Raw genomic sequence first — 21557 nt, 5'->3', positions numbered from 1 at the left:
GCCAGCACTGATCCGGAAAACGACGACCCAGCCGCAAGGGCTGGGTCGTTTGGTTGGAAGGGAACCGATGGACTAATCGCTGGCAACCCATTCGCAGGCACCGCTTTCAGGTCCACCGGGCGTGGCCGCAAACCACTCGACCTCATCGACCACGGCAGCAGCCTCCTCCATCAGCCCGCGGGCGATAGGCGGGGCAAAATCAGCTCGGCGCGTGCCGTCCAACACATCCCTGGGCAACTCGCCAAACAGTTTTCTGGCTTGACTGGCCTGATCGTTGTCGCAGGCGAAATCCGCCCGGGTCGCTCCGGAAAACCGGTACCGGCGAGGCAACCCGAACAAACCGCGCAACAAGCGGGCACCGGCATGAATCCGGCTTTCCATCTCGCGCCGATCGATCAACGCAACGTGGTGGGCATGCAGCAGGCGGCGCACGATATTGTCGTAGGTGATCAGCAGATACATTGCCAGGTAACCGAACTGGGTGGTGATGACAATGGGCAGCCTGACCGGCTGGATACTGAAATTCTCCTGCGCACTGATCGCATCCGGGAAGGCCGTCAGCAGCAGTTCCAGCCTGTCCTGGATCAACGCCAGCTCGGCCTTGCAGCTTTGCAGTCGCTCCTGGATACGCAACATCCAGAGGTCGGCATAGGGGTCACCCTGCTCGATGCCCTGTATCACTTTCCTGATCGCGTTGGAGAAACCACCAAAACCGATGATCGCGTTTTTCTCTTCGCTGGCGGCCCTGCCTTCCCAGATGCGGACCGCATGAAAGGTATGCAACGTCAGTTGCATGGCACTGCGCAAGGGACCGAGTTGACTTTCAATGGATTCGAACATTGATTGCTCCTGACTGGAATATCGGGAGCCCAGTGTCGTCAGGAAGGAAATGGCCGACAGCCGAAAAACAGAATCGTGTGCTTGGGGTTTTCCGTCGATGCCACCAGGAAAACACCAGGCTGGGCACAACCGGAACCGAACAAACCCACGTGAAAGTAGGACGTGTGGCTGGTCATCAGTCTGTGCCCACCCCCTGTGGGAGTGACTACTGCTTGTCCGGATTCCAGATCAGCGCCTGCGCAACCACGACATGCTCGCCGTTGAAGGTCGCCGCCGGAGAGCCGTGAAGCTGGTAACCCAGCGCCAGCGCTTCAGAGACGCGATGGCAGAACTTGGCGTCGTCCTTGCCTGTCAGCAACCGATAGATGGGGAGACCGTCTGGAGGAAAATTCTGCATTGGCGTACCTGCTTCAATCGATGAAGGCCCTCGCCTGATGGCCGGGGCCATAAACGGCAGATCATCAAGCTGACGATCCACATGACCTGGCCCGGCGATCGACCGCCGGGCCAGAGGCTGCAACTACAGCATCACGGTGGACAGCATGCCCAAGGCCCCCAGGCAGAAGCCAATCAACGCACCGCGTCGCGGCATTTCGCCGAACAGGGACCAGACCACTATGGGCTCCAGGATCAGCAGGGACGTGACGGAGACCACCGTGACGACCCAGATGTCACCCACCGCCACATAGCCCAGCCAATAGGCGCCCAAAAGGCAGAGACCGGCAAAGCACATCAGCAGGACCGGAACGATGAAGGCGTCCCATGAAACACCTCCGCCCTGAGCCACCTTGGCCGTCACCACCTCGCTGTAGATTGCACAAAACTCACCCAGCACCATCAGACCTAGAGCAGAAACTCCGAGTAATTCTTTGGACATATCAAAAACTCCTTCGCATTCAGCGCAATGTTTTTCAGCTCCCAGCGGGCGATGCTGCCCACCTGGGACTTGTTGCGACGATACGAAGCAGCCTTGAACAGGCCTGAATTATCGAAGTACTTTTCCATGCTCGTGTCCTTGTGAAGGTGCGAGTCTGAACGACCCGCCCTGATCATACGTTCGTTGAAGGGCGCGAACAATTGCACTCCGGTCGCGCGCTGGCGCAGGGCACAATCACCACGCCGCATATCAGCGCTGTAGAAAAAATGAATTAGCGAGCTGTTCCGCGGGTCAGGAATTATGAACGCAGTCAATCTGACGAGGTAACAGCGATGACTATCGAAGCAGAGACACTCGTACAACTGACCGAAGCCCTGCAGCGACGCGGCATGACCCTGGTCTCGGACGTGGCGTTTACGCGGGCGCCCTACCGGCACAACCACCGCTGGATCTGCGCCGTGGAGTAAGTGCGTAGCGCAGGTGGCGAGGCGGACGCACCACGCACGTCAATCGACCACTTCCACCGACCGGGCGACCGCTTCGCCCCCTTCAACCGCGTCCCTGCGCCCGGGCACCCCAGGCGAATGTTCCTCGAACCAGCGAGGCCATGAGCTCTGATGCCGCGACTCGACCTCGATGCAGGGGATCAGTCGATCGGTCAGCACCGCCTCCTGACCAACCGCCTTGGCCGTGCGGTACTTGATGCTGTGCACGCACTCACGGTCGCCGAACTCGCAGCGGTTGAGGCGGGTGCCGCCACAGGGCCCGTTCGCCAGCCCCTTTGGGCAGGTTTCCGGGCAGATGTAGAGCGTATCCTCTAGGCGGCAGCGACCGCAGGTATCGCACCCCACCAAGGGGCGCTTGAAACAGCGCTCTACCTGATGCAACCAGCGCGCTCCCCGGGATGAAGACCAGAGCGGTCGCTGCACCGCCCAGCCGAACGCCCGGCTCAACCAGGTCGTGCGGCTGAACAGCTGCGCATGCAAGCCCGACATCAGGTGATAGCGCAATGTCTCCTTGCGGGAGGCCTGCGCAGACGACTCGCCCAGTCGCCAGTTCGATGGCCCGGCATGAAACACCACCGCCGGCAGATCAGGCATGCTCCAGGCGGCAGCCCAGGCTGAATCCCACTGCTGCTCGGTGCCAATCCGCGCCTGCCAATCAGTGATCGCCTGTTCGAGCGCCTGCAACTGCTTGAGTTGATGAACACCAGAGAGGTGAATGCCCGCATACCCCATCCGTTGCAAACCGATGATTTGCAGCGCGAGACGGCTGACACTGCGCTCCTGGGCAAACGCCCTGGAAATCGTCTCCTCTGCTTCCAGCACTGCGCGCATCGAAGGTGTGATGACGATACCTGCGACCTGTTCCAGCATCGCGGCACGCCCCTTGGTCAAGCCCATGACACAGGCCAGCAGCGGCTTGGGCGCGCGTTGGCGACTCATCCAGGTCAGCGCTTCACGCTGTTTCTCGATGTCGAACCCCAATTGCAGGGTCAGGAAGTCCGCGCCGGCCGCCAGCTTCTTCTCGGCCTTGAAGTACTGGGCACCTCCCTCTTCTTCCCGGTACTTGAACGGATTCAGTGCCGCGCCCAGCAGCCAATCCGGCCTTGCCTGGCGAACAATCTGCAAGGCCGGCACCGACTCCAGATAACGCACGGGCCGTTGCCCCGGCTCATGACCAGGCAAGCGATCGCCCGTGAGCATCAGCAGCTCATCCAGCCCGGCAGCGTCCATCCGCTTGAGTTGCGCCAGCAGTTCCCGACGCTCGCGGTCCTTGCCGGAAAAATGCACCAGCGCGCGACGGTCATCGTTGAACTCGGCAACGGCATCCAGCGGCGACAGGTCGAGGTTGCCACCGACGCGATCGGCCACCGCAGCGATCATCGGCCAGCCACACAGCGTCGAGTGCGCCATAAGCTGTTCGAAGGCCTCGAAGTGTTGCGCGGAAGGCTTGGGAACGAACTCGGTCAGACAAACGAATGTCCGCTCGCCCAGTGTTTTTTTCAGCAAACCCATCGATCGTCGGCACCTGGCTGATTCGCACCTGCCGGCTCCAAGCAGCCCGGCGGTCTCAGGGCAACATTCTGCGGCATCTGCAAATCGGGCCATGTCCAGAACCGCAGGAAATCGGCTGAAAAGAGACATCGGCCCCTCAGTGGCGTAATCACACACGCCATTGACAAGGCCAGGTTGATCGCCTGAGAATCACTCAAGTCGTACGACAACTGACAAATCAACAAAAACAATAAAGAGCCCCATCGAATGAATCGACTCAAGACCCTGCAGGGCCTGGCTGGCGCTGCATTGCTGGCGACCGCACCCGTGACCTGGGCCAACACTTATGTCTACGTCTCCAACGCCACCGACGGCACCCTCTCCAGCTATGAGCTGTCGGCGGATGGACTGTTGCAGCCGCTGGCACTCACCGACGCCGGAGCCGGCGTCATGCCGCTGGCCCTGAGCCCGGACCACACCAGGCTCTATGCCTCCATTCGCGCCAAGCCCTTCTCGGTGGCGACCTACGCCATCGACCCGAAGAACGGCGCACTCAAGCACCTGAAGAACTCGACCGTCGCCGACAGCCTGGCCTACATCTCCACGGACAAGGCCGGACACTACCTGTTCGGCGCCTCCTACGGCGAGGACCTGGTCAGCGTCAATACGATCAACGCCAATGGCGTCGTCACCGATTATGTGCAGCAAGTCGTCAAGACCGGGCCGAACGCCCACTCGATCATCGTCGACGGCACCAACCGCTTCGTGTACGCGGCCAACCTGGGTTCCGACCAATACCTGGAATTCAAGTTCGACGCCGCCAGCGGTCAGTTGACGCCCCTGGGCCATGTCGACCTGCCCAAGGGCAGCGGCCCGCGTCACCCGGCCTTGTCATCAGACAACCGTTTCATCTACCTGCTCAGTGAGATGGCCGGTACCGTGACCACGCTTGCCATCGACCCGCAGACGGGACGCCTGCGGGTGCTCTTCGAAGTCAACACGCTACCGGCTGATTCGGGCATGGTGCACGGCGTCGTCCGGCCAGTGGTCAAGCCCGGCCAGCCAGCACCACCGGCGATACCCGACCACGCGATCTGGGCGGCCGATATCAAGCTGACCCCCGACGGGCGCTTTCTCTACACCAGTGAGCGCACCGGCAGCACGGTCAGCGTGTTCTCGGTCGACCGCGACAGTGGCAAGCCCAGCTTCGTGCGCACCATCAAGGTCGAGCAACAACCGCGCGGCATCACTGTCGACCCGTCAGGGAAATGGCTGCTGGTCACCGGCGAGAAAAGTGCCGAGGTCGGCGTGTACGCGATCGATCCGCAACATGGCACCCTCACCCGTCGCTCCAGCGCCCCTTCAGGCAAGGGCGCGAACTGGGTGCAGGCGGTCAGTTATCCCTGAAAGCAAAAGGCCCGCTGACAAGCGGGCCTTTTTTTGGCGAGACGGCGGGCAGTGGGTACCGCCCGCCGCAGGTCTTACACGCGAGCGTTGCGGCTGTGGTGGAAGTACAGGTACAGCAGCCCCACCGGCGCAATGAAAATGGAGAAGGCCCAGCACAGGTACATGGTGAAGATCTTCACCACCATCATGAAGATGGCGTTCACGAAAAAGACATTGTTGCCCATCACGTAGCCGACCACGCTTTCATAGACAAAGCGCGCGTAAGGATAGAGGAAGCAACTGACGATCGAGAACAGGATGAACAGGCTCGAATTGAGCGTCAGCCCGGTCTTGCTGTTGGTGACCCCCCAGATGACTATCGCGAGGAACAACAGGCTGAACAGAAACTGACGAATGTAGTACTGCCGAGTGAGACCACCGAAGGTCTTCGAGAGGAACAACCGCATAAAATCCCTTTAAGATCATGTTGATAGCCCAGGAACCATAACATGGCTCCCGAACTGGCTCAAACCGACCTGGCGGGATTGTGACCCGATAGTCAATCCGCCTCGCCGTGAAGGCTGTCGATCGAGGCTGGCGTCAGCTCCAACACCCGGTTGCGCCCACCTTCGGCCAGCAGATAGCTGCCCTTGTCCGTCCGAATGATCGACTGCGGTGCCTTGAGGAACGACAGGATGGTCTGCTGTTTCCCCTGCGGGTCCACCAGTAGCAGGCGGGCACGGTGCGTCGAGTCCTCGCTGATCCACAAGCCGCGCTCATCGCACATCAGGTAGGTCGGCTGGTTCAGGCCGGCCAGCACCACCGGGTCACGGTGGTCCTCGGTCAGTTGGCGGACCGCGCCCTCCTTCTTCTTGGTGTAGAGCAGCCGGCCATCCGTACAACGGGTGATGGACTCAGCCTCGTTGAGCTGGTCGCGCACGACGGTCAACGTCCCGTCGCTCCAGCGATAGCGCAGCAACCGACCATCACCCTTGCTGTCCTCGATGGCGTAGAGGTCATCACCGTCATTCCACAGCCCCTGCACGTTGTCGCCGGAGAACAGGTCGGTCACCACGCCATCCTTGAGCAAGCTGACCGGTGCCCCGCCGACCTCCTGGCTGAACACCCAGCCACCCTGCGCAGGCACCATGCCATCGGGCTTCGAGAGGTTGGGCACGATCACCTCACGCTGGCCGTCCGGGTGGATACGCACGATGCTGCCTTTTCGGTCGCGCAACTCCTGGCTGACGATCAGCGAACCGTCCTGGGCGAGGGCCAATGATGCCGCCTTGGGTACGTCGCGATAGGCCACCTGATAGTCCCAGCCATCCGTCGGACGCACCGGGTAAAAGCTCTGCCAGGCAAAGAAACCCAGCGCTGCGGCGCACGATAGTCCCAACCCGTACAGCACGAATCGAAGTTTACGCAAAGGTGAAGCCACGCCATTGACCCTATCGAGAGTTCGATCCATTGATTACACCGCCGACAAATGTTCGTAGGCGATTGTCGCATCTACCCGTATCAGCACGATACCGCCGCGCCTTTTGCCAGGACGCTGAGCACCAGCAGATCAGGGGAATTGTCTCCGGCTGCCGCGTGATCAGAGATGGAGCCGATGACCTCGCCGCAGATGATCGAGCCGGCGGCGAGTTCCGCATCGAAGCCGCCGAAACAAGGCGCGTCCTTGATATAACGAAACTCGCCACTGCGAAGCACCACCCGGTAGATATTCCGCTCCTCGGTCTCCTCGAGAAAAACCGGTGCTGCGCTCTGCAGGATGTCATACGTGACGGCTCCCGTGCCGCGACTTGCGACGAGCCGGGTGATCAACGAAACGCCCATTTTTTGCCCCCTCCTTGTACAGCCCTGGCTGTCATTCATCTATAGCGGGCGGACTGCCGAACTTCCATCATTCTTTGCGACTAGTCGTTATGCTCAGGTGGGAGGAATCGTGGGAGAACCGGGGCATCCACGAGGCAGCCGCTCCCCGTCGGATGCCTGGGAGCGGCCTGCTGCGCAACCGATCAAGGTTTGGGGATGTGCAGAGTAGCCGTGGCATAAGGCATGTCATTGATCCTGGCCTGGACTTCATACTCCTTGACTCCAGGCGTCAGATCGTCGATGCGACCGATCCAGTCACCATTGGAGTCCACCCTCAGGACCACACCTTCCGGGTCGGGGCCGTGATCATTCTTCACACGGATTTCAAACCCGTAGACACCACCGGTGCCTTCGACATAGACACTTTTGGAGTTGTAGAGCGTTACCGAAAGACGAAATAGGACCTGATGATAGGCATCTTTACTGTCCGCACTCTTTTTCATGGTGAGCATCTCCTGTTCATCACAAGGTGTTGGAAATAATTCCAACACAGGCATGGCTCACTCGGATGACAGGTAATGAACACTACGACTTGAAAATGCATTCCACTCGAGAGGCTGAGGCAATGAAACTGCGTTTCAAATGCCTCGTACGAAGCTTAGAGCAGCCCGCCCCAATCGCCAGTATTCATGGGGACCAGGTGCAGACCAGAAGAACATCCCATCAAGGCACAGCTCGTTCAGGGCTTGCGATAGTGGCCTTCACTCTCCAGCACTCATGGACATCTTGAGGACTTCATGAATCAAGCGGCCCAACTGAGGGTCCAGGTCAGCCTGCCAGCGAAGTCGATTGTCGCGTCATTCTGAGTGAGATCGGACAGCCACTAGGTGTTCGGCAAACCCTCGACTCCCGCCCCGCGCATGCCCTCCCACCGCCATGCGTTGCCAAGTCGATCGCCCAGGAATTCCACCAGGGCACGCACGCGCGGCGCGAGGTGGCGTCCAGTCGGATAGATCGCATTCAACGGTGCCGCGCAAATGGCAAACGCTGGAAGCACCCGTTCCAACCGGCCAGCGGCGATCTCGTCGCCCACGTCCCAGATCGACTTGCGTGCAATTCCCGCCCCTGCGAGCGCCAGCGCGTGGGCCGCACTGCCATCGTTGGTGACGAACGTCCCGTTGATCTGCACCGAGAGAGGCTCCTCCCCCTCGAATGTCCAGACCGTGCGTGCGTGATGACCGATCAGGATGCATTGGTGGTGAATCAACTCATCCGGGTGGCTGGGCTCACCAAACTGCCGAAGGTAATCCGGCGATGCGCACAACACCCGGAAATTCGGCGCCAGCGGACGAGCGATCAGTGATGAGTCGGCCAGGCTGCCGAAACGGATGGCCAGGTCGATACCCGCATCGAGCAGGTCCACGAGCACATCGGAAAGCTCCAACTGCACGCGCACCTTGGGGTGCATTTTCTGAAAAGCGGCAATCGCTGGTGCGATCCACTGCCGACCCAACTCGACGGGAGCACTCAGGCGCAGCGTGCCATCAATCGTCTGCGACCTCCCCGAGATGACGGCCTCCGCCTGTTCGATGGCCGCCAGTATTCGAAGCGCTTCGACATGAAACAGTCTTCCTTCCTCCGTCAGCACCTGCTTTCGCGTGGTGCGTTGAAGCAGGCGGACGCCCAGCTCCCGTTCCAGTTGCGCCAGGCGTTTGCTGACCATCGCCAGTGACAGATCCATGTCACGGGCAGCCGCAGACAGGCTGCCTACGGCCACCACGCTCACGAAGGTACGCAGGTTGGGTAGGTTGTCGATCATCATCTGATTCTTGAACAATTGGAAAGGATCTATTCGAAGAATACCCGTATTTACCTTCGATTTGTTGAGTGACCATGGTGCCAGGCCGGACAAACGCGCCGGGAACACGACCGCTCAAACCCAGGAGATATCCATGCCCTCCCAGACCACGCCACCCAGGATTCAACAGCGACTTCGCGCAACGGCCCTGCTCCCGGCCCTCATGCTGGGCGCTGCGGCCACACCCGCCGTTGCCCAATCCGACAACCTCGTCCAGCCCGCCGTCCTGGTCGCCGACGCCAGCCTGTCGAAGCAGGCACTCGACGCCCAAGCACTCGCAGCAAGCCGCTACGGCACCTTCTGGAACACCGGCGACGAGGCCATGGCGCGCCAGGCCCTGGCACCGACGTTCCTCGACAAGACCCTGCCCGGCGGCCGCGCCCAAGGTATTGAAGGAGTACTGGCCGCCTCGAAGGCTTTTCGCTCCGCCGTACCGGACCTGCATTGTGAAATCCGCCAGATGATCGTAGCTGGCGACCGGGTGGTGACTCACCTCCACTTCACCGGTCATTTCACCGGCACGTTGATGGGTAAACAGGGACAAGGCCAGGACATCGACTTCATCGCGACCGACATCTATCGGATCGCCAAGGGGCGCATCGTCGAAAACTGGCACCTGGAGGACAACCTCTCCCTCCTTCAACAAGCCGGCCTGGCCGCCAGGTAAAGGAGACTGCTGGTGAACTCGACACGGCAGCAGACGCCGGATAAGGACCGGCGTCGTTTTCTCAAGCAGACCGGCGTGATTGCCGGCGGCATTGCCACCCCGGCCATGCTCCCCAGCGCAATGGCAGGCACGGAGCAGACAATGGCCAAGACCATCCAACACCCTCCGAGCGATTGAGGTACGAGAACGAGAGTCGGGGGGCGGATATCGAACGAGGTGCAGGGCAGACAGGCCTTTACTGCGCCGCCTGACCGCCCAAAACCAGGGAAGGCAGCCCATCTGTCGGAAAATGCGGCACGCTGTCCAGGGTGTAGTAGCGTTGGTGAGTCAGAATTCATCATGTGAGGGATCAAAAGATGGCCATGGCACTTCTCGGTGACTCGGACGAGTGGAATCTGAGTTACGAATTCGACGCGGCAGTCCCTGTTTCCGGTATCTACCTCTGCACCGGGTGCGGGAAAGAACTCACCGCCCGCAAGGGCGAACGCTTCCCCCATCAGAACCAGCACCGGCACACTGACTTCAAGATTCCCGTGCACTGGCGCCTGGTGCTCAAGACCGCCGTCAATTAGGCCAGTCAACGCTCTGGCCCGTGGCCGAAAAGCCATGGGCCTGGCTCGTTTCCTGTCGGTTGCTTTGCGGTGTAGAGCCAGTCACTGACGGAACGTTCTTTCAGGCTCCAGTGCCGGAAAGCCTGGCATCGCTGCCGCCGACAGGCCGAACAACCCTCTGAGTTCCACAGGAATCAGGTGGTTCCGGCCTGGAAAACCCGTCCCCCCGGTTCCTGTTTTCCTGCTGCTCTCGATGGGAACCTACGGCACGCTCGACGAACTTTCTTCGAGCGGACCACACCCATGCCCCCTGCCATGAAACAGCTGCGCCTTATCGCACTCTCTGCAAGCCTTGCCACGGATCTGGTGCAAGCCGACCCCTCAGGCAAGGAACGTGCACACCTGGAAGACCTGCTGCGCCAGCTCGATACCGAGATGCAACCGGTGCCGGCCAGCGCTGACCGCTCAACACCCCCGAACAGATGAATCCGCACCATGAGCATGAGCCAATCGCAGCGGACGGCTTTTGAGGCCATAGGCGGTTTTACCGTGTCGCAAAGCACGCAGTTGCTGTCCGGCCTGGTGCTGGCCGTGGCGTTGGTCTTTGCCGGCTGGGCGATCTTGAGTGGCTATCGAGGCTGGGCCGCCGGCCACCTGTCCCAGGGCAGGTTCTTCAGCCTGTTCATCAAGGTGGCGCTGATCTACATCCTGCTCACCGCCCTGGTACTGCACTGACTCTTCCTGTTCCACACCCTGCAATGGAGGCACCCTGATGAACATCCAACGCGCCCTTGAAAGGTCCAAACGATCACTCTCGCGCCTACTCCTGACCGGCATTACCTTGTGGTCAGGACTGGCCTGCGCGGGCTTACCCTCGATGGAGGCCCCCAGCCGCGGCGATGGCCGGGGCATCATCGAGACGCTACAGAACTACGGCTACGACATCGTCGCACTAATCGCGCTGGCCATCTCCGCCGCAGCGTTCTGCGGAGTGGCCTACCACGCCTACAGTTGCTACTCCGAGGTGCAGACCGGCAAGAAGACCTGGGGCCAGTTCGGCCTGACCTGTGGGGTCGGCGCCCTGCTGTTGGTGATCGTCATCTGGCTGTTGACCAAGGGCACCGGTGTGCTGTGATCCGGAACGTCGTGGCAATGCTCGCCTGAAGTGATCGAGTTTGCCACGTTATTGCGACCAGGATTTAACCACCCCGTTCTTGTCGAAGGTCACACTCAGGTAATTGCTGTCATGACCTTTGTTCCCTGACAACTCTTTGATTGAATTGTTTGCCTTGTCAAGGTCATAGGTCTTGTTGCTGGCCTGGGCCAGCGCTGAAGTTGCAGAATCGGTACCCGGAATGGTGCCGACCAGATTATAAAGCGACGTCAGATTGTCTCGTACAGTACGCTTCCTGTAGATAAGGCTTGAGCTGCCATCACTGTAGTTGCTTTTAGAGTCCGGCTCTCCGTACAAACTTGAAACTTCTGCCAGGGTGGTTCTCCCCTTGAACAGGTGTGATGCCACGTAGCTTTCTGAAAACTTGTCATCCCCCGCCATGGAAGGTATTGGAGGCATCGAACTGCAACCACTGGTGATGGCCGAACTTAAAATTGCCATTAGAAACAACTTTTTCATCCCTAACCCCTTAACCCTATTTATTGAACAATCCCTGGACGCTCAGTTATTAAGCTTTGCAAACGAATGGTCATGACAGCCACCCGGACAACTTCATTCCGGATACAACCCGACAAAAATAAAGCGCCCACCACAAGGGCAAGAACAGATGGCCCACGACGCATGAAATAGCCGCTTAATACTCGGCAACAAGAGCTGAATCAGCTCTGAAACAATTCGATACCGATTATAAAGTTACACTTGGATGGCCGAGAAAATTCTCTTGCCTGAGCGTCTCAAACTGTTGTCCGTGCGTCTCAGTCGGTCTGCATCTGATCAAGGATCTTCTGCAGGGAAAATCCGGTGTGGGCACGATTGGGCTTTGCGGTGTGAGGCAGCCGTCCGGCCGCGGCCTGCTCCCTGGCTTCAGTGGGTGAGTAACCAAACGCGGCCTTGAACGAGCGACTGAAGTGCGCGTCGCTTTTAAAGCCGAATTGAAACCCCAGGCTGGAAATACGCTGCTGGTGGCCGAGCTCGCCTTGAAGAAGCTCGCGGGCCTTGTTCAGCCGGCGGAACTGGATATACGCCGACACGCCCGACTCCTGTGCAAACAGTCGGTACAGGCGCGCCCGGGAAAGGCCCAACTGCCCGGCCACGAAGGCCGGAGAGAGATCGGGTCGATGCAAATGCTGTTCAATCAGTTGACGCGCGCGATTGAGCAGCGTGTGGTCGATTTGCGCCTCGGCCTCCATGAAGTTGGCTGCACTGGGTGCCAGCGCGGCGGCGACCATGGCCAGCGTGGCTTGTTGTACGTAGGGGATGTCGTCGTGCTTGAGGTCAGCCAGCCGATGCTGCAAGGCGCGCATGTGATCGGCAAGCAGGTCGCCCAATGCGCCTCGCAGCACCAGCCCGTGAAGGTCCTTGGGGCCCAGGCGGGCGCTGAGTACATCGCGAGGAATAGTCAGGATAATCGTGTCCCCGGCAGCAATCACGCTGTCGAGTTCGCGAGCCAGGTCGAGCACGTAGATCTGCGACCGACCGGCAGCGAGCGTTGTGCGCCCGGCAGAGCCATGGATTGAATGGGAGAGGCTCAGGCAGACGTAGAAATGATCCAGGCCATCACGGCGGATCATCTGCAAAGGCCGTTTCACACCGTAGTGCACCGGCGCGCTCTCCCCCTCCCAGACACCACAGCCCATCAGGATTTCACCGACAAAACTGGTCGTCAGGCGGTAGTTGAATCCTGAAGACTCCGTTGTGCCGATGTTGATGTCGAAGATGGCGTTGACTTCTTCACGCCAGGCCTCGAATCGCGACCTCGGTGGGAGCGCCTCGGTACTGAACGTGAAAACCGGGTTTCCCATGACGTCTCACCTCTGTGATGCAGGCTTGTATTGGATTGGGAAATCATTGCGTGCGCAGCAGCGCCTCAGCCAGAAATGGGGCCGTGCGACTGCCAGGCGCCGTCGCCACTTGCCGAGGCGTACCGGTCGCGACAATACGGCCACCCGCTTCCCCTGCCCCTGGCCCGACATCAATCACCCAGTCGGCCTGGCCCACCACGCGCATGTCATGCTCGATCATCACCACCGTATTGCCGGCCTCGACCAGGCGCTGCAACTGCACCAGCAAACGGTCGGCATCGCAGGCATGCAAGCCTGTCGTCGGTTCGTCGAGCACGTACAGGCTGCGGCCCCGCTGGCTTCGCTGCAGCTCCGTGGCGAGCTTGATGCGCTGTGCCTCGCCGCCCGATAGCTCAGTGGCGGGCTGCCCCAGTCGCAGGTAGCCCAGCCCGATCTCCCGCAACAGCTGCAGTGGACGCGCGATAGCGTCTTCACCCGCAAAGAACTCGTGGGCTTGTTCCACCGTCATGTGCAGCACCTCGGCGATGTTGCGCCCGTTCCAGCGGACGGCGAGCGTGTCCTGGTTATAACGCGCGCCGTGGCAAGTCTGGCACGGTGCGTAGACACTGGGCATGAACAGCAGTTCAACGCTGACGAAGCCCTCTCCCTCGCATGTTTCGCAACGCCCCTTCGCCACGTTGAAGGAAAACCGCCCGGCGTCATAGCGGTGCCGGCGCGCATCCGGCGTGGCCGCAAACAGCTTGCGCACGTGATCGAACAAGCCGGTATAGGTAGCGAGGTTGGAGCGCGGCGTGCGGCCAATCGGCTTCTGATCGACCTGGACCAGGCGCTGGATCCCCTCCAGGTCTCCGGCCAGATGACCGCCCGTGACCTCGATCACGGAAGGCCCCTCACCATTGGCATTGTCAGCCGCATCGTCTTGCGGTTCGTGCCCAAGGTGCAGCAGCAACAATTCTGGCAGGGCCTGGGCGACAAGGCTGGACTTGCCCGACCCGGAGATACCGGTCACCGCCGTCAGTACCCCTAGCGGGATGCGAGCATCCACGCCATGCAGGTTGTGCCGCCGAATGCCTCGCAGCTCCAGCCATCCAACGGGTTCGCGCTCGCGACTAGCGGGCGCGGATATCTCGTCGAACAGATAACGCGCGGTCCGCGACTCGGCAATTTCCCGCAGCCCTTGCGGCACGCCACTGTAGAGCACGCGCCCGCCGCGCTCTCCCGCATCGGGCCCCACATCCACCAACCATTGCGCACGGCGCATCAAGTCCAGGTCATGCTCCACGACAAACACCGAGTTGCCGGCATCACGAAGCTTATCCAGCGAGTCGTACAGCGACTGACTGTCAGAGGGGTGCAGACCCGCCGAGGGCTCGTCCAGCACGTACACCACGCCAAACAGCATGGAGCTCAATTGCGTGGCCAGGCGCAACCGCTGCAGCTCGCCAGCCGACAACGTTGGCGTGGCCCTGTCCAGGCTGAGGTAGCCCAAACCCAACCCACGCAGTTGACGCAGACGCGCCATCACCCCACCGGCCAGACGTTGCGCGGCGAGGCGCTTTTCCTCCGGGAGCGCGCAGGTGCCAGGCACACCAGACGAGTTCGCATCGGCCGCCATGTGGGCCTGGAAGTCGCCCTCGGCAACCGGTTCGAGCAAAGCCGCCAAGCGATCCAAGGGCATTTGCAGGAACTCGCCAATGTCCAGCCCGGCAAAAGTCACCGACAGCGCCTCGGCCTTGAGTCGCTTGCCATTGCAGGCCGGGCACAGCCTGCCCTCCATGTAGCGCGAGACACGCTTTCGCATCAGGGCACTTTGCGTGCTGGCAAAGGTGTGCAGCACATAGCGCCGGGCCCCCGTGAAGGTCCCCATGTAGCTGGGTTCAAGTTTGCGCTTGAGCGCCTCACGGGTCTCGGCCGGCGTGAGGCCGGCATAGACCGGCGCCGTGGGCGTCTCTTCGGTGAAGAGAATCCAGTCCCGGTCCTTCTTCGGCAAATCCTTCCAGGGACAGTCGACGTCATAGCCCAGGGTGACCAGGATGTCGCGCAGGTTCTGGCCATGCCAGGCCGGCGGCCAAGCCGCAATGGCCCGCTCGCGGATGCTCAGCGAGGGATCGGGCACCATGGTGGCTTCCGTCACCTCGTACACGTGGCCCAAGCCATGACAGGCCTGGCAGGCGCCTTGCGGGGTGTTCGGCGAAAAGTCCTCGGCGTAGAGCATCGGCTGCTCGGCCGGATAGGTACCGGCGCGCGAATACATCATGCGCACCAGGCTGGAGAGCGTGGTCACGCTGCCCACTGAGGAACGTGCATTGCTCGCGCCTCGCTGCTGTTGCAGCGCGACCGCCGGCGGCAGGCCATCGATGGCATCGACATCGGGAACACCGGCCTGGTCGATCAGGCGTCGCGCATACGGCGCCACCGACTCGAAGTAGCGCCGCTGCGCCTCGGCGTAAAGGGTGCCGAACGCCAGCGAGGACTTGCCGGAGCCGGAGACCCCGGAAAACACCACCAGCGCATTGCGAGGGATGTCGACATCCACCTCCTTGAGGTTGTGTTCCCGCGCGCCGCGCACCTCCACCTGGCCGCTGGCTGCGACGCGGCATGAGGATTCACCGTATGGAGGATTTGCCATGTATCCGTGTCCTGCTGCTGAGCTGAGGACGCCACTGTACATCATCACGCTTTGGCAACTGACACGACCGACAACGACGGGTTCGCCTTATCGGCGATGCGGGCGCCTGGCCTCCGCCATGCCGGGCTCGACAACCTACTAATGGTAAGTTACTTTTAGTAGGTAGAAATTCACCCACACCCGAGCCTTCAAGAGCCGCTCACCCGCCACTGGAGCTTCAACCATGCACAGCCTGATCGTCGTCGCCCATCCCAATCCCGATTCACTGACTCACGCCATTGCTCGATGCGTGGCCCAAGGCATTGCCGCTTCAGGCCCGCAGCACACCAGCGAGATTGCCGACCTGGCGGCCGAAGGGTTCGATCCGCGTTTCAACCAGGCGGATCAGGCACTGTTCATGCAGCAGGCCGCCGTGCCTGCCGACGTGGCAGCAGAGCAGGAACGAGTGGATCGGGCGCAGGCCCTGGTGATGGTCTACCCGATCTACTGGTGGTCATTCCCTGCCCTGCTCAAGGGCTGGATCGATCGTGTGTTCTCGATGGGCTGGGCCTACGAAGACAGCGGCAACGGCAAGGTCGTGAAAAAGCTGCAGCGCCTGCAAGTCCACTTGGTTGCGGTGGGAGGCGCCGATGCAGGCACCTTCACTCGGCACGGCTATGCGCCGGCGATGAAGACGCAGATCGACCACGGCATCTTCGATTACTGCGGAGCCCATGTGCGCAGCTCAGACTTGCTTCTCGCTTCGGATGAGGGCTATCCGCAGGCTCACCTGCAGACAGCGCAACGGATAGGCGCGGGCGTGGTGGCTTCTCAGCCATAGGGCGGTGTGGGACAATCCGGTGCATGACTTCGCCAACTTCCGAACCGCCGCGCCGACGCCTGACCCGAGAAGCCCGCACCCGCCAGTTGCTGGAGGCGTCCTGGACGCTGATCGGCGATGAGGGGACCGATGCGCTCACGCTGGGCCGCCTGGCCGAGGTCGCGGGTGTCACCAAGCCTCTGGTCTACGATCATTTCGGAACGCGAAACGGTCTGCTCGCCGCCCTGTACCAGGATTACGACATTCGCCAAACCGCACTTTTCGATGCCGCCATTGCCGCCGCCCGGCCCACCTTGGCGGACAAGGCACAGGTCTTTGCCGCGGCGTATGTCGATTGCGTGCTGACCCAGGGGCGTGAAATCCAGGGAGTCCTGGCTGCGCTCTGCGGCTCGCCAGAGCTGACGGCCGTCAAGCGTCAGTACCAGAAGGCGCTCATCACCAAGTGTGCTGGAATATTCGAGCCTTTCGCCGGACCCGGGGGTGTATCGAGCGCCAGCCTCTGGGCAATGCTGGGAGCTGCCGACACCTTGTCCGAGGCTGCGCTGGTGGCGGACATCACTGAAGAACAGGCCAAAGAAGAGCTTCGACAAACTCTTCTTGGCATGGTCGAGCGCAGCCACTGAGCTTAAGGCTCTCCCTCAAAGCTTGAATTGACCCACCAGGCCTTGCAACTGCACGCCCAGGCGCGCCAGGTCGATGCTGGACGCAGCGGTTTCTTCGCTGGCGGCCGAGGTCTGCTCGGAAATGTCGCGCACGTTCAGCACACTGCGGTTGATCTCATCAGCCACGGCTGCCTGCTGCTCGGCGGCCGCGGCAATCTGCTGGTTCATCGATTCAATGGAAGCCACCGAACGGGTGATGTTGAGCAAGGACGTGCCGGCACGCCGGCTCAGTTCGACACTGCTGTCGGTCAAGGTGCGGCTGTTGTCCAGGGTGGTGGCCACTTGCGCGGTGACACCCTGCAGGCCATCGATCAGGCTTTCGATCTCCTGGGTCGAAGCCTGCGTGCGTTGAGCCAGACTACGCACCTCATCGGCCACCACGGCAAACCCGCGCCCGGCCTCGCCGGCTCGGGCGGCTTCGATCGCCGCGTTCAAGGCCAGCAGGTTGGTCTGTTCCGCCACCGACTTGATCACATCCAGTACCGTGCCGATCTTGTCGCTCTCGCGCTTGAGCTCGGTCATGGCCTCGGTGGAATGCCCCACTTCCGTAGCCAGGCGTTCGATCTGGGACAGGGCCTGTGCCACCACCTCATCACTGTTGCGGGCATCCTCGCTGGCGGTCAGCGCCACCTGTGAAGCCTGTTCGGCGTTACGTGCCACTTCCTGCACGGTGGCGGCCATCTCGTTCATGGCGGTCGCCACCTGGTCGGTCTCCACCTTCTGGCTGTTGACCCCGGCACTGGTCTGTTCGGTGACCGCCGACAGCTCTTCGGCAGCACTGGCGATCTGGGTCACACCGTCGCGAATGCCGCCAATCACTTCGCGCAGGCTGATCGTCATGCGTTGCATGCTGTCCTGCAGCTGGCCCAGTTCGTCACGGCGCGTCACCTCCAGATCCTGGCTCAAGTCGCCACTGGCCACGCGCCGGGACGCCTGCACCGTCACCATCAGGGGACCGACGATCAGCCGGGTGATGAACCAGGCGGCAAGCGCGCCCAGTATCAGGGCAGCTGCAGAGGCGCCGCCGAGCCACGCGTTGGCCTGGTTGACATCATGATCGCGCTTGGTGATCTGGCCGGCTGACAGTTGCTGGCTGGCCTCCAGCAAGGAGGCGATATCGGCGTTCAGGCCGCTCTCTGCCTGACGTGCCCGGTCTTCAGCGCCCGTGGCGCCAATGGCTTGGGCGAAGTCGTTGAAATGCGCCCGGTACTGGTCCAGGGCACGGTCGGCCTGGGCCACCCAGCGCAGGCTCTCCGGAGTTTCCAGTTGCGCCTTCACCTCATCGATATGCCGATCCGCTGCGTCGATCGCCCTGATCACTGCGCCAGCGTGCTCGCTGTCAGGCTTGAGCGCGTAGGACAGCCTCGCGATGCGCATGTCCCGGGCTTTCTCGTTCAAGATGGAAATCGAGATCAACTTGTCACCGCGCTCACTGAGCGATGCCAGTCCTTGCCAGCCAGTGAGCGCGATCAATACCGTCAGTACCAGCACCGTCGCAAAGCCAAGCGTCAGCTTCGCCCGGACACTGATATTGCCCAACCCACGTGTGATTGCTCCCGCCATCTAAATTTCCGCCGTTCAGTGTCTATGTGTGAGGTGGCGCGAACACTGCGCACCACCACATGAACGACGGAAGCCTGGAAGGTGCCGCCCTTCATGATATCAACATGACACCATCCAAAAATGGCGGTTCCATCGAGAGTGCTTTTTTTCACAAACACCCAGCTCGCCTCGACAGCCTTGTCGCGACGGCCAGGGGACTGAGCCGGTAATGGGTAGCAGGCAACTCTAGGCTCTGTCTGAAAAATCTTGATACTCGGTGATGCTGCGTTGAAAACCGCCTCGGAATGCTCATTTACTCCAGTAAAGTCGGGCGCGACCCCGGTCGTTCCTCGGCGGTTTTCGCCTTGCCTGACCTTCGTCTCAAGACTTTTCAGACAAAGCCTAGCCCCTCCTCCGTTTGATACCGGCCAATGCGCGTCCAAGCCATTCGCCAGGGCGGACTCAGACTGCTGACAGGTTCTGACAGGCACCTCGAATAACATCCGGGCTCCCACACACGAGGAAACCCCCATGAATCACCCGAACCTGTTTCTGCTCTACGTGCAGGACCCACAGAAAAGCCGCGCCTTCTACGAGAACCTGCTGGGCATCGAGCCGCAGGCCGCCTTCCCCAACTACGTGTCGTTTTCGCTCAATAGCGGTGTGGCCCTGGGGCTCTGGTCAACCAGCGCCCAGGACTACAAGAGCGGCGGCAGCGGCCATCGAAGTGAGGTGGCGTTCCTCGCCGAGACACCGGCGCAGGTCGAGGCACTTCAACAGCAATGGGTCGACCGGGGGGCCGTCGTTGAGCAGCCGCTGCATCACGCCGCGTTCGGACTGACGTTCGTGGCGCTCGACCCTGATGGTCACCGGCTACGCGTGTGCCTGCCCGACCGGGCAGTGCCCACACCCGACCAGCCGGTGTAGTCAACTCGAATCCGAATGACTTATACAGGCGCCGCGCGGCATCCAGTCCCTGGAATGTCCACAGCTGTCAGGCCGGCCGCTGCAGCCACTCCATGAGCGCCTCGGCCGGCATGGGCTTGGCGTAGTAATAACCTTGCCCCTGATCGCACCCCCAGCCGCGCAGCAGGTGATGATGCAGATCGGTTTCTATGCCCTCTGCCACGACCGTGAGGCTCAAGTCGCGCAGCAGGCTGATCAGATTTCGAATGATGTGCCACTCGTTGTTCCCGGGTTGCAGGTTGGCCAGCAGCGAGCGGTCGAGCTTGACGCTGGTGGCGGGGATGCGGCGCAAGTACACCCAGTTGCTGTAGCCACTGCCGAAATCGTCGATACCAATCGCAACCCCCAGGTCGCGGAAACGCTGGAGTTGCTGGTGCACCATCTCGAAGTCGGTCACCAGCGCGCTTTCGGTGAACTCGAGTTCGATGTGCCGGGGATCCACGTCATACACCTCGAGCGCGCGGGTCAGGTCCTCGAAAAGGTGGCCGTCACCGAGATCGAGTGCGGAGATGTTCAGCGACACGATCAGCTCCAGCCCCTGGGCCCTCCATTTGGCCTGTTGCGCGCAGACGTGCCGGACCACCAGGCGCGTGATACCGCGAATGGATGCGGTGGTTTCAGCCAGGGGGATGAATTCCGCAGGACTGATCGGGCCCAGGGTCGGATGCGTCCAGCGCAGGAGCGCCTCGACGGCGACACAGCGGTTATTGGCCAGGCCGACCCTGGGCTGATAGACGAGTCGCAACTGATCCGTGGCGATCAGCGCTGCCTCGAGGTCGTTGAGCAAGGTGGCGCTGCGTCGCAGGCTGGCATCGACCAGGGGGTCATACCCCAGCCAGCGATGCTCGCTCAGACGGGCCGCATCGGTCATGCTGGCCATCAGGCGCAGGCTGTCGAGCGAGGCATCGACTTCAACGCCGAGCTCCAGGACACTGATCGCCACGTCCGCAAACACCGGCACGTTGCCACAGTGAAGCGGCCTGCCCAGCGCCCGGACGATTTCATCGAGCTTGCCCGGCAAGGAAGCCGCCTCGCGAGGCTCGACCAGGGTCAGGAAGCTCAGGGTACTGACCCGATACAGCCGTGAGGACGCGGGCAGCACGTCCAACAGGACCTCCTTGACCGCTAGCATGAAATGGGTGAAGAACTCCAGGCCCAGGGCCTTGACCAAACGGTCCATGCCGGATGCCGAAATCGGCTCGATGAATACCGCCACCTGACCGGCCAGGGTATCGGCATCATGAAGATCCGCCTCGAAGCGTCGCCGGTTGGGCAGCCCGGTGATCGAATCGTAGAAATTCTGCTGGTGGATGGACTGCAGCCGCGACACCACGACCTGCGCGGCATTGCGCAACAGCTCCTGGTCACGTTCGCTCAGCGCTGCCCGTGACTTGCGATCGATGATGCACAAGCGGCCTACGCTCAGGCCTGGCTTGACCTCCAGCAGAGCCCCGGCGTAGTAGCGGATGTAGGGGTCCCCTGTCACCAGCGGGTTATCGACAGTACGGACGTCAGCCAAGGCGTCGCAGATTTCCAGCACCGTGTCCTGGCAAAGGCCGTTGGCACAGATCGACATCTCCTTCGGCGTGCGCTCCAGGGCCAGGCCTATCCGCGCCTTGAAGATCTGATAGTCGCGATCAATGACGCTGACCAAGGCGATCGGCACATCGAAATAGGCGCAAAGCAGGGAAACCACGCTGTTGAGTACCGGGTCCGAGCCGCTTGAAAGCGCGGACGTCAGACGGTCCACCTCGGCCAGGCGCAAGCGTTCATCTTGCTCGATTGGCGTGTTGCCCATGATCACTCCAGTTACCGTATTAAAGACGCATGAGCTTAAGAGCGGCACATGGCCAGTTTGTTCACCGCTGATGACTCCGCCCCCCGGAAACGCTTGCCCATTGAAAGGGAAAAACCGGGCGGCCACTGTCAGCCGGACTGACGCTGCCTTGAACGTGCGACGCACAC

At 61.3% G+C, this 21557-nt stretch carries 26 protein-coding genes; 11 read left to right on the top strand and 15 right to left on the bottom strand.

The window, feature by feature from the left end; translation table 11 throughout:
- Positions 1-72: 72 nt before the first annotated feature.
- The 4 genes from HU752_RS15245 to HU752_RS15230 form a co-directional block, all read right to left on the bottom strand.
- Positions 73-969: a PFL_4669 family integrating conjugative element protein gene (locus HU752_RS15245; RefSeq protein ID WP_225920155.1), complete on the bottom strand. Its 897-nt coding sequence runs from the start codon at positions 967-969 to the stop codon at positions 73-75.
- Between the two features lie 76 nt (positions 970-1045).
- Complete coding sequence (locus HU752_RS15240) at positions 1046-1237, bottom strand: DUF1737 domain-containing protein (RefSeq protein WP_186677184.1); 192 nt, start codon at positions 1235-1237, stop codon at positions 1046-1048.
- 123 nt (positions 1238-1360) lie between these two features.
- On the bottom strand, positions 1361-1678 hold the full coding sequence (locus HU752_RS15235; protein ID WP_186677186.1) for a hypothetical protein: 318 nt from the start codon (positions 1676-1678) through the stop codon (positions 1361-1363).
- A 5-nt stretch (positions 1679-1683) separates the two neighbouring features.
- Complete coding sequence (locus tag HU752_RS15230) at positions 1684-1845, bottom strand: hypothetical protein (protein ID WP_186677008.1); 162 nt, start codon at positions 1843-1845, stop codon at positions 1684-1686.
- A 204-nt stretch (positions 1846-2049) separates the two neighbouring features.
- Between HU752_RS15230 and HU752_RS31910 the strand changes: the two genes are divergently transcribed.
- The gene (locus HU752_RS31910) at positions 2050-2184 is read left to right on the top strand and encodes a hypothetical protein (protein WP_264083998.1); all 135 of its coding nucleotides are present in this window, start codon (positions 2050-2052) and stop codon (positions 2182-2184) included.
- Between the two features lie 39 nt (positions 2185-2223).
- On the opposite strand, the gene HU752_RS15225 is transcribed toward HU752_RS31910, so the two are convergent.
- Positions 2224-3735 (bottom strand): methylenetetrahydrofolate reductase C-terminal domain-containing protein, encoded by a 1512-nt coding sequence (locus HU752_RS15225; RefSeq protein WP_186677012.1) that lies wholly within the window; start codon positions 3733-3735, stop codon positions 2224-2226.
- A 246-nt stretch (positions 3736-3981) separates the two neighbouring features.
- Between HU752_RS15225 and HU752_RS15220 the strand changes: the two genes are divergently transcribed.
- Positions 3982-5121, top strand: a complete 1140-nt coding sequence (locus HU752_RS15220) for a lactonase family protein (RefSeq protein WP_186677013.1) — start codon at positions 3982-3984, stop codon at positions 5119-5121.
- 74 nt (positions 5122-5195) lie between these two features.
- Here the strand turns inward: HU752_RS15220 and HU752_RS15215 are convergent, their stop codons facing one another.
- The 5 genes from HU752_RS15215 to HU752_RS15195 all read right to left on the bottom strand — a co-directional run bounded on the left by HU752_RS15215 (position 5196) and on the right by HU752_RS15195 (position 8743).
- Complete coding sequence (locus HU752_RS15215) at positions 5196-5567, bottom strand: hypothetical protein (RefSeq protein ID WP_186677014.1); 372 nt, start codon at positions 5565-5567, stop codon at positions 5196-5198.
- Between the two features lie 92 nt (positions 5568-5659).
- Positions 5660-6571 (bottom strand): SMP-30/gluconolactonase/LRE family protein, encoded by a 912-nt coding sequence (locus HU752_RS15210; protein WP_225920154.1) that lies wholly within the window; start codon positions 6569-6571, stop codon positions 5660-5662.
- 50 nt (positions 6572-6621) lie between these two features.
- On the bottom strand, positions 6622-6942 hold the full coding sequence (locus HU752_RS15205) for a hypothetical protein (protein ID WP_186677015.1): 321 nt from the start codon (positions 6940-6942) through the stop codon (positions 6622-6624).
- 182 nt (positions 6943-7124) lie between these two features.
- Positions 7125-7424 (bottom strand): hypothetical protein, encoded by a 300-nt coding sequence (locus HU752_RS15200; RefSeq protein WP_186677017.1) that lies wholly within the window; start codon positions 7422-7424, stop codon positions 7125-7127.
- Positions 7425-7804: 380 nt separating this feature from the next.
- Complete coding sequence (locus HU752_RS15195; RefSeq protein ID WP_186677030.1) at positions 7805-8743, bottom strand: LysR family transcriptional regulator; 939 nt, start codon at positions 8741-8743, stop codon at positions 7805-7807.
- Between the two features lie 130 nt (positions 8744-8873).
- Between HU752_RS15195 and HU752_RS15190 the strand changes: the two genes are divergently transcribed.
- From HU752_RS15190 to HU752_RS15165, 6 genes are all read left to right on the top strand, one after another.
- Positions 8874-9446 (top strand): ester cyclase, encoded by a 573-nt coding sequence (locus HU752_RS15190; protein ID WP_186677032.1) that lies wholly within the window; start codon positions 8874-8876, stop codon positions 9444-9446.
- A gap of 12 nt (positions 9447-9458) precedes the next feature.
- The gene (locus HU752_RS15185) at positions 9459-9623 is read left to right on the top strand and encodes a twin-arginine translocation signal domain-containing protein (RefSeq protein ID WP_186677034.1); all 165 of its coding nucleotides are present in this window, start codon (positions 9459-9461) and stop codon (positions 9621-9623) included.
- A gap of 185 nt (positions 9624-9808) precedes the next feature.
- Positions 9809-10018 (top strand): protein L, encoded by a 210-nt coding sequence (locus HU752_RS15180; RefSeq protein WP_225920153.1) that lies wholly within the window; start codon positions 9809-9811, stop codon positions 10016-10018.
- Between the two features lie 294 nt (positions 10019-10312).
- Positions 10313-10483, top strand: a complete 171-nt coding sequence (locus tag HU752_RS15175; RefSeq protein WP_186677039.1) for a hypothetical protein — start codon at positions 10313-10315, stop codon at positions 10481-10483.
- 9 nt (positions 10484-10492) lie between these two features.
- Positions 10493-10732 carry a TIGR03758 family integrating conjugative element protein gene (locus tag HU752_RS15170; protein ID WP_186677041.1) on the top strand — a complete coding sequence of 80 codons (240 nt, stop codon included), beginning with the start codon at positions 10493-10495 and terminating at the stop codon, positions 10730-10732.
- A gap of 37 nt (positions 10733-10769) precedes the next feature.
- Positions 10770-11132 (top strand): TIGR03745 family integrating conjugative element membrane protein, encoded by a 363-nt coding sequence (locus HU752_RS15165; protein ID WP_186677044.1) that lies wholly within the window; start codon positions 10770-10772, stop codon positions 11130-11132.
- A gap of 48 nt (positions 11133-11180) precedes the next feature.
- On the opposite strand, the gene HU752_RS15160 is transcribed toward HU752_RS15165, so the two are convergent.
- The 3 genes from HU752_RS15160 to HU752_RS15150 form a co-directional block, all read right to left on the bottom strand.
- The gene (locus HU752_RS15160) at positions 11181-11630 is read right to left on the bottom strand and encodes a hypothetical protein (RefSeq protein ID WP_225920152.1); all 450 of its coding nucleotides are present in this window, start codon (positions 11628-11630) and stop codon (positions 11181-11183) included.
- A 296-nt stretch (positions 11631-11926) separates the two neighbouring features.
- Positions 11927-12973, bottom strand: coding sequence for an AraC family transcriptional regulator (locus HU752_RS15155; protein WP_225920151.1), 1047 nt, complete (start codon positions 12971-12973; stop codon positions 11927-11929).
- A gap of 43 nt (positions 12974-13016) precedes the next feature.
- Entirely contained in the window at positions 13017-15602 is a 2586-nt protein-coding gene (locus HU752_RS15150; protein WP_186677048.1) for an excinuclease ABC subunit UvrA, read from the bottom strand.
- A 223-nt stretch (positions 15603-15825) separates the two neighbouring features.
- Here HU752_RS15150 and HU752_RS15145 point away from each other — a divergent pair, with 223 nt between their 5' ends.
- Positions 15826-16422, top strand: a complete 597-nt coding sequence (locus HU752_RS15145) for an NAD(P)H-dependent oxidoreductase (protein WP_186677050.1) — start codon at positions 15826-15828, stop codon at positions 16420-16422.
- A 23-nt stretch (positions 16423-16445) separates the two neighbouring features.
- Entirely contained in the window at positions 16446-17045 is a 600-nt protein-coding gene (locus tag HU752_RS15140) for a TetR/AcrR family transcriptional regulator (protein WP_186677052.1), read from the top strand.
- A 15-nt stretch (positions 17046-17060) separates the two neighbouring features.
- On the opposite strand, the gene HU752_RS15135 is transcribed toward HU752_RS15140, so the two are convergent.
- Positions 17061-18647 carry a methyl-accepting chemotaxis protein gene (locus HU752_RS15135; protein ID WP_186677054.1) on the bottom strand — a complete coding sequence of 529 codons (1587 nt, stop codon included), beginning with the start codon at positions 18645-18647 and terminating at the stop codon, positions 17061-17063.
- 510 nt (positions 18648-19157) lie between these two features.
- On the opposite strand from HU752_RS15135, the gene HU752_RS15130 reads away from it, so the two are divergent.
- Positions 19158-19553 carry a VOC family protein gene (locus tag HU752_RS15130; RefSeq protein WP_186677065.1) on the top strand — a complete coding sequence of 132 codons (396 nt, stop codon included), beginning with the start codon at positions 19158-19160 and terminating at the stop codon, positions 19551-19553.
- Between the two features lie 67 nt (positions 19554-19620).
- On the opposite strand, the gene HU752_RS15120 is transcribed toward HU752_RS15130, so the two are convergent.
- Positions 19621-21390 (bottom strand): putative bifunctional diguanylate cyclase/phosphodiesterase, encoded by a 1770-nt coding sequence (locus tag HU752_RS15120; protein WP_225920150.1) that lies wholly within the window; start codon positions 21388-21390, stop codon positions 19621-19623.
- Between the last annotated feature and the right edge of the window lie 167 nt (positions 21391-21557).

This window comes from Pseudomonas vanderleydeniana (genome assembly GCF_014268755.2).
GTDB lineage: Bacteria > Pseudomonadota > Gammaproteobacteria > Pseudomonadales > Pseudomonadaceae > Aquipseudomonas > Aquipseudomonas vanderleydeniana.
The sequence above is the reverse complement of the archived record's forward strand: the minus strand, read 5'-3'. Positions and strand labels throughout refer to the sequence as shown.

Bases quoted from the DNA above. Each gene is read 5' to 3' on its own strand.
- HU752_RS15200 (WP_186677017.1), bottom strand. From the start codon at position 7,424: ATGAAAAAGAGTGCGGACAGTAAAGATGCCTATCATCAGGTCCTATTT.
- HU752_RS15150 (WP_186677048.1), bottom strand. From the start codon at position 15,602: ATGGCAAATCCTCCATACGGTGAATCCTCATGCCGCGTCGCAGCCAGC.
- HU752_RS15180 (WP_225920153.1), top strand. From the start codon at position 9,809: ATGGCACTTCTCGGTGACTCGGACGAGTGGAATCTGAGTTACGAATTC.
- HU752_RS15210 (WP_225920154.1), bottom strand. From the start codon at position 6,571: ATGGATCGAACTCTCGATAGGGTCAATGGCGTGGCTTCACCTTTGCGT.
- HU752_RS15225 (WP_186677012.1), bottom strand. From the start codon at position 3,735: ATGGGTTTGCTGAAAAAAACACTGGGCGAGCGGACATTCGTTTGTCTG.
- HU752_RS15170 (WP_186677041.1), top strand. From the start codon at position 10,493: ATGAGCATGAGCCAATCGCAGCGGACGGCTTTTGAGGCCATAGGCGGT.
- HU752_RS15120 (WP_225920150.1), bottom strand. From the start codon at position 21,390: ATGGGCAACACGCCAATCGAGCAAGATGAACGCTTGCGCCTGGCCGAG.
- HU752_RS15240 (WP_186677184.1), bottom strand. From the start codon at position 1,237: ATGCAGAATTTTCCTCCAGACGGTCTCCCCATCTATCGGTTGCTGACA.
- HU752_RS15130 (WP_186677065.1), top strand. From the start codon at position 19,158: ATGAATCACCCGAACCTGTTTCTGCTCTACGTGCAGGACCCACAGAAA.
- HU752_RS15205 (WP_186677015.1), bottom strand. From the start codon at position 6,942: ATGGGCGTTTCGTTGATCACCCGGCTCGTCGCAAGTCGCGGCACGGGA.
- HU752_RS15145 (WP_186677050.1), top strand. From the start codon at position 15,826: ATGCACAGCCTGATCGTCGTCGCCCATCCCAATCCCGATTCACTGACT.
- HU752_RS15230 (WP_186677008.1), bottom strand. From the start codon at position 1,845: ATGGAAAAGTACTTCGATAATTCAGGCCTGTTCAAGGCTGCTTCGTAT.
- HU752_RS15165 (WP_186677044.1), top strand. From the start codon at position 10,770: ATGAACATCCAACGCGCCCTTGAAAGGTCCAAACGATCACTCTCGCGC.
- HU752_RS15220 (WP_186677013.1), top strand. From the start codon at position 3,982: ATGAATCGACTCAAGACCCTGCAGGGCCTGGCTGGCGCTGCATTGCTG.
- HU752_RS15235 (WP_186677186.1), bottom strand. From the start codon at position 1,678: ATGGTGCTGGGTGAGTTTTGTGCAATCTACAGCGAGGTGGTGACGGCC.
- HU752_RS15195 (WP_186677030.1), bottom strand. From the start codon at position 8,743: ATGATGATCGACAACCTACCCAACCTGCGTACCTTCGTGAGCGTGGTG.
- HU752_RS15215 (WP_186677014.1), bottom strand. From the start codon at position 5,567: ATGCGGTTGTTCCTCTCGAAGACCTTCGGTGGTCTCACTCGGCAGTAC.
- HU752_RS15160 (WP_225920152.1), bottom strand. From the start codon at position 11,630: ATGAAAAAGTTGTTTCTAATGGCAATTTTAAGTTCGGCCATCACCAGT.
- HU752_RS15190 (WP_186677032.1), top strand. From the start codon at position 8,874: ATGCCCTCCCAGACCACGCCACCCAGGATTCAACAGCGACTTCGCGCA.
- HU752_RS15175 (WP_186677039.1), top strand. From the start codon at position 10,313: ATGAAACAGCTGCGCCTTATCGCACTCTCTGCAAGCCTTGCCACGGAT.
- HU752_RS15140 (WP_186677052.1), top strand. From the start codon at position 16,446: ATGACTTCGCCAACTTCCGAACCGCCGCGCCGACGCCTGACCCGAGAA.
- HU752_RS31910 (WP_264083998.1), top strand. From the start codon at position 2,050: ATGACTATCGAAGCAGAGACACTCGTACAACTGACCGAAGCCCTGCAG.
- HU752_RS15135 (WP_186677054.1), bottom strand. From the start codon at position 18,647: ATGGCGGGAGCAATCACACGTGGGTTGGGCAATATCAGTGTCCGGGCG.
- HU752_RS15155 (WP_225920151.1), bottom strand. From the start codon at position 12,973: ATGGGAAACCCGGTTTTCACGTTCAGTACCGAGGCGCTCCCACCGAGG.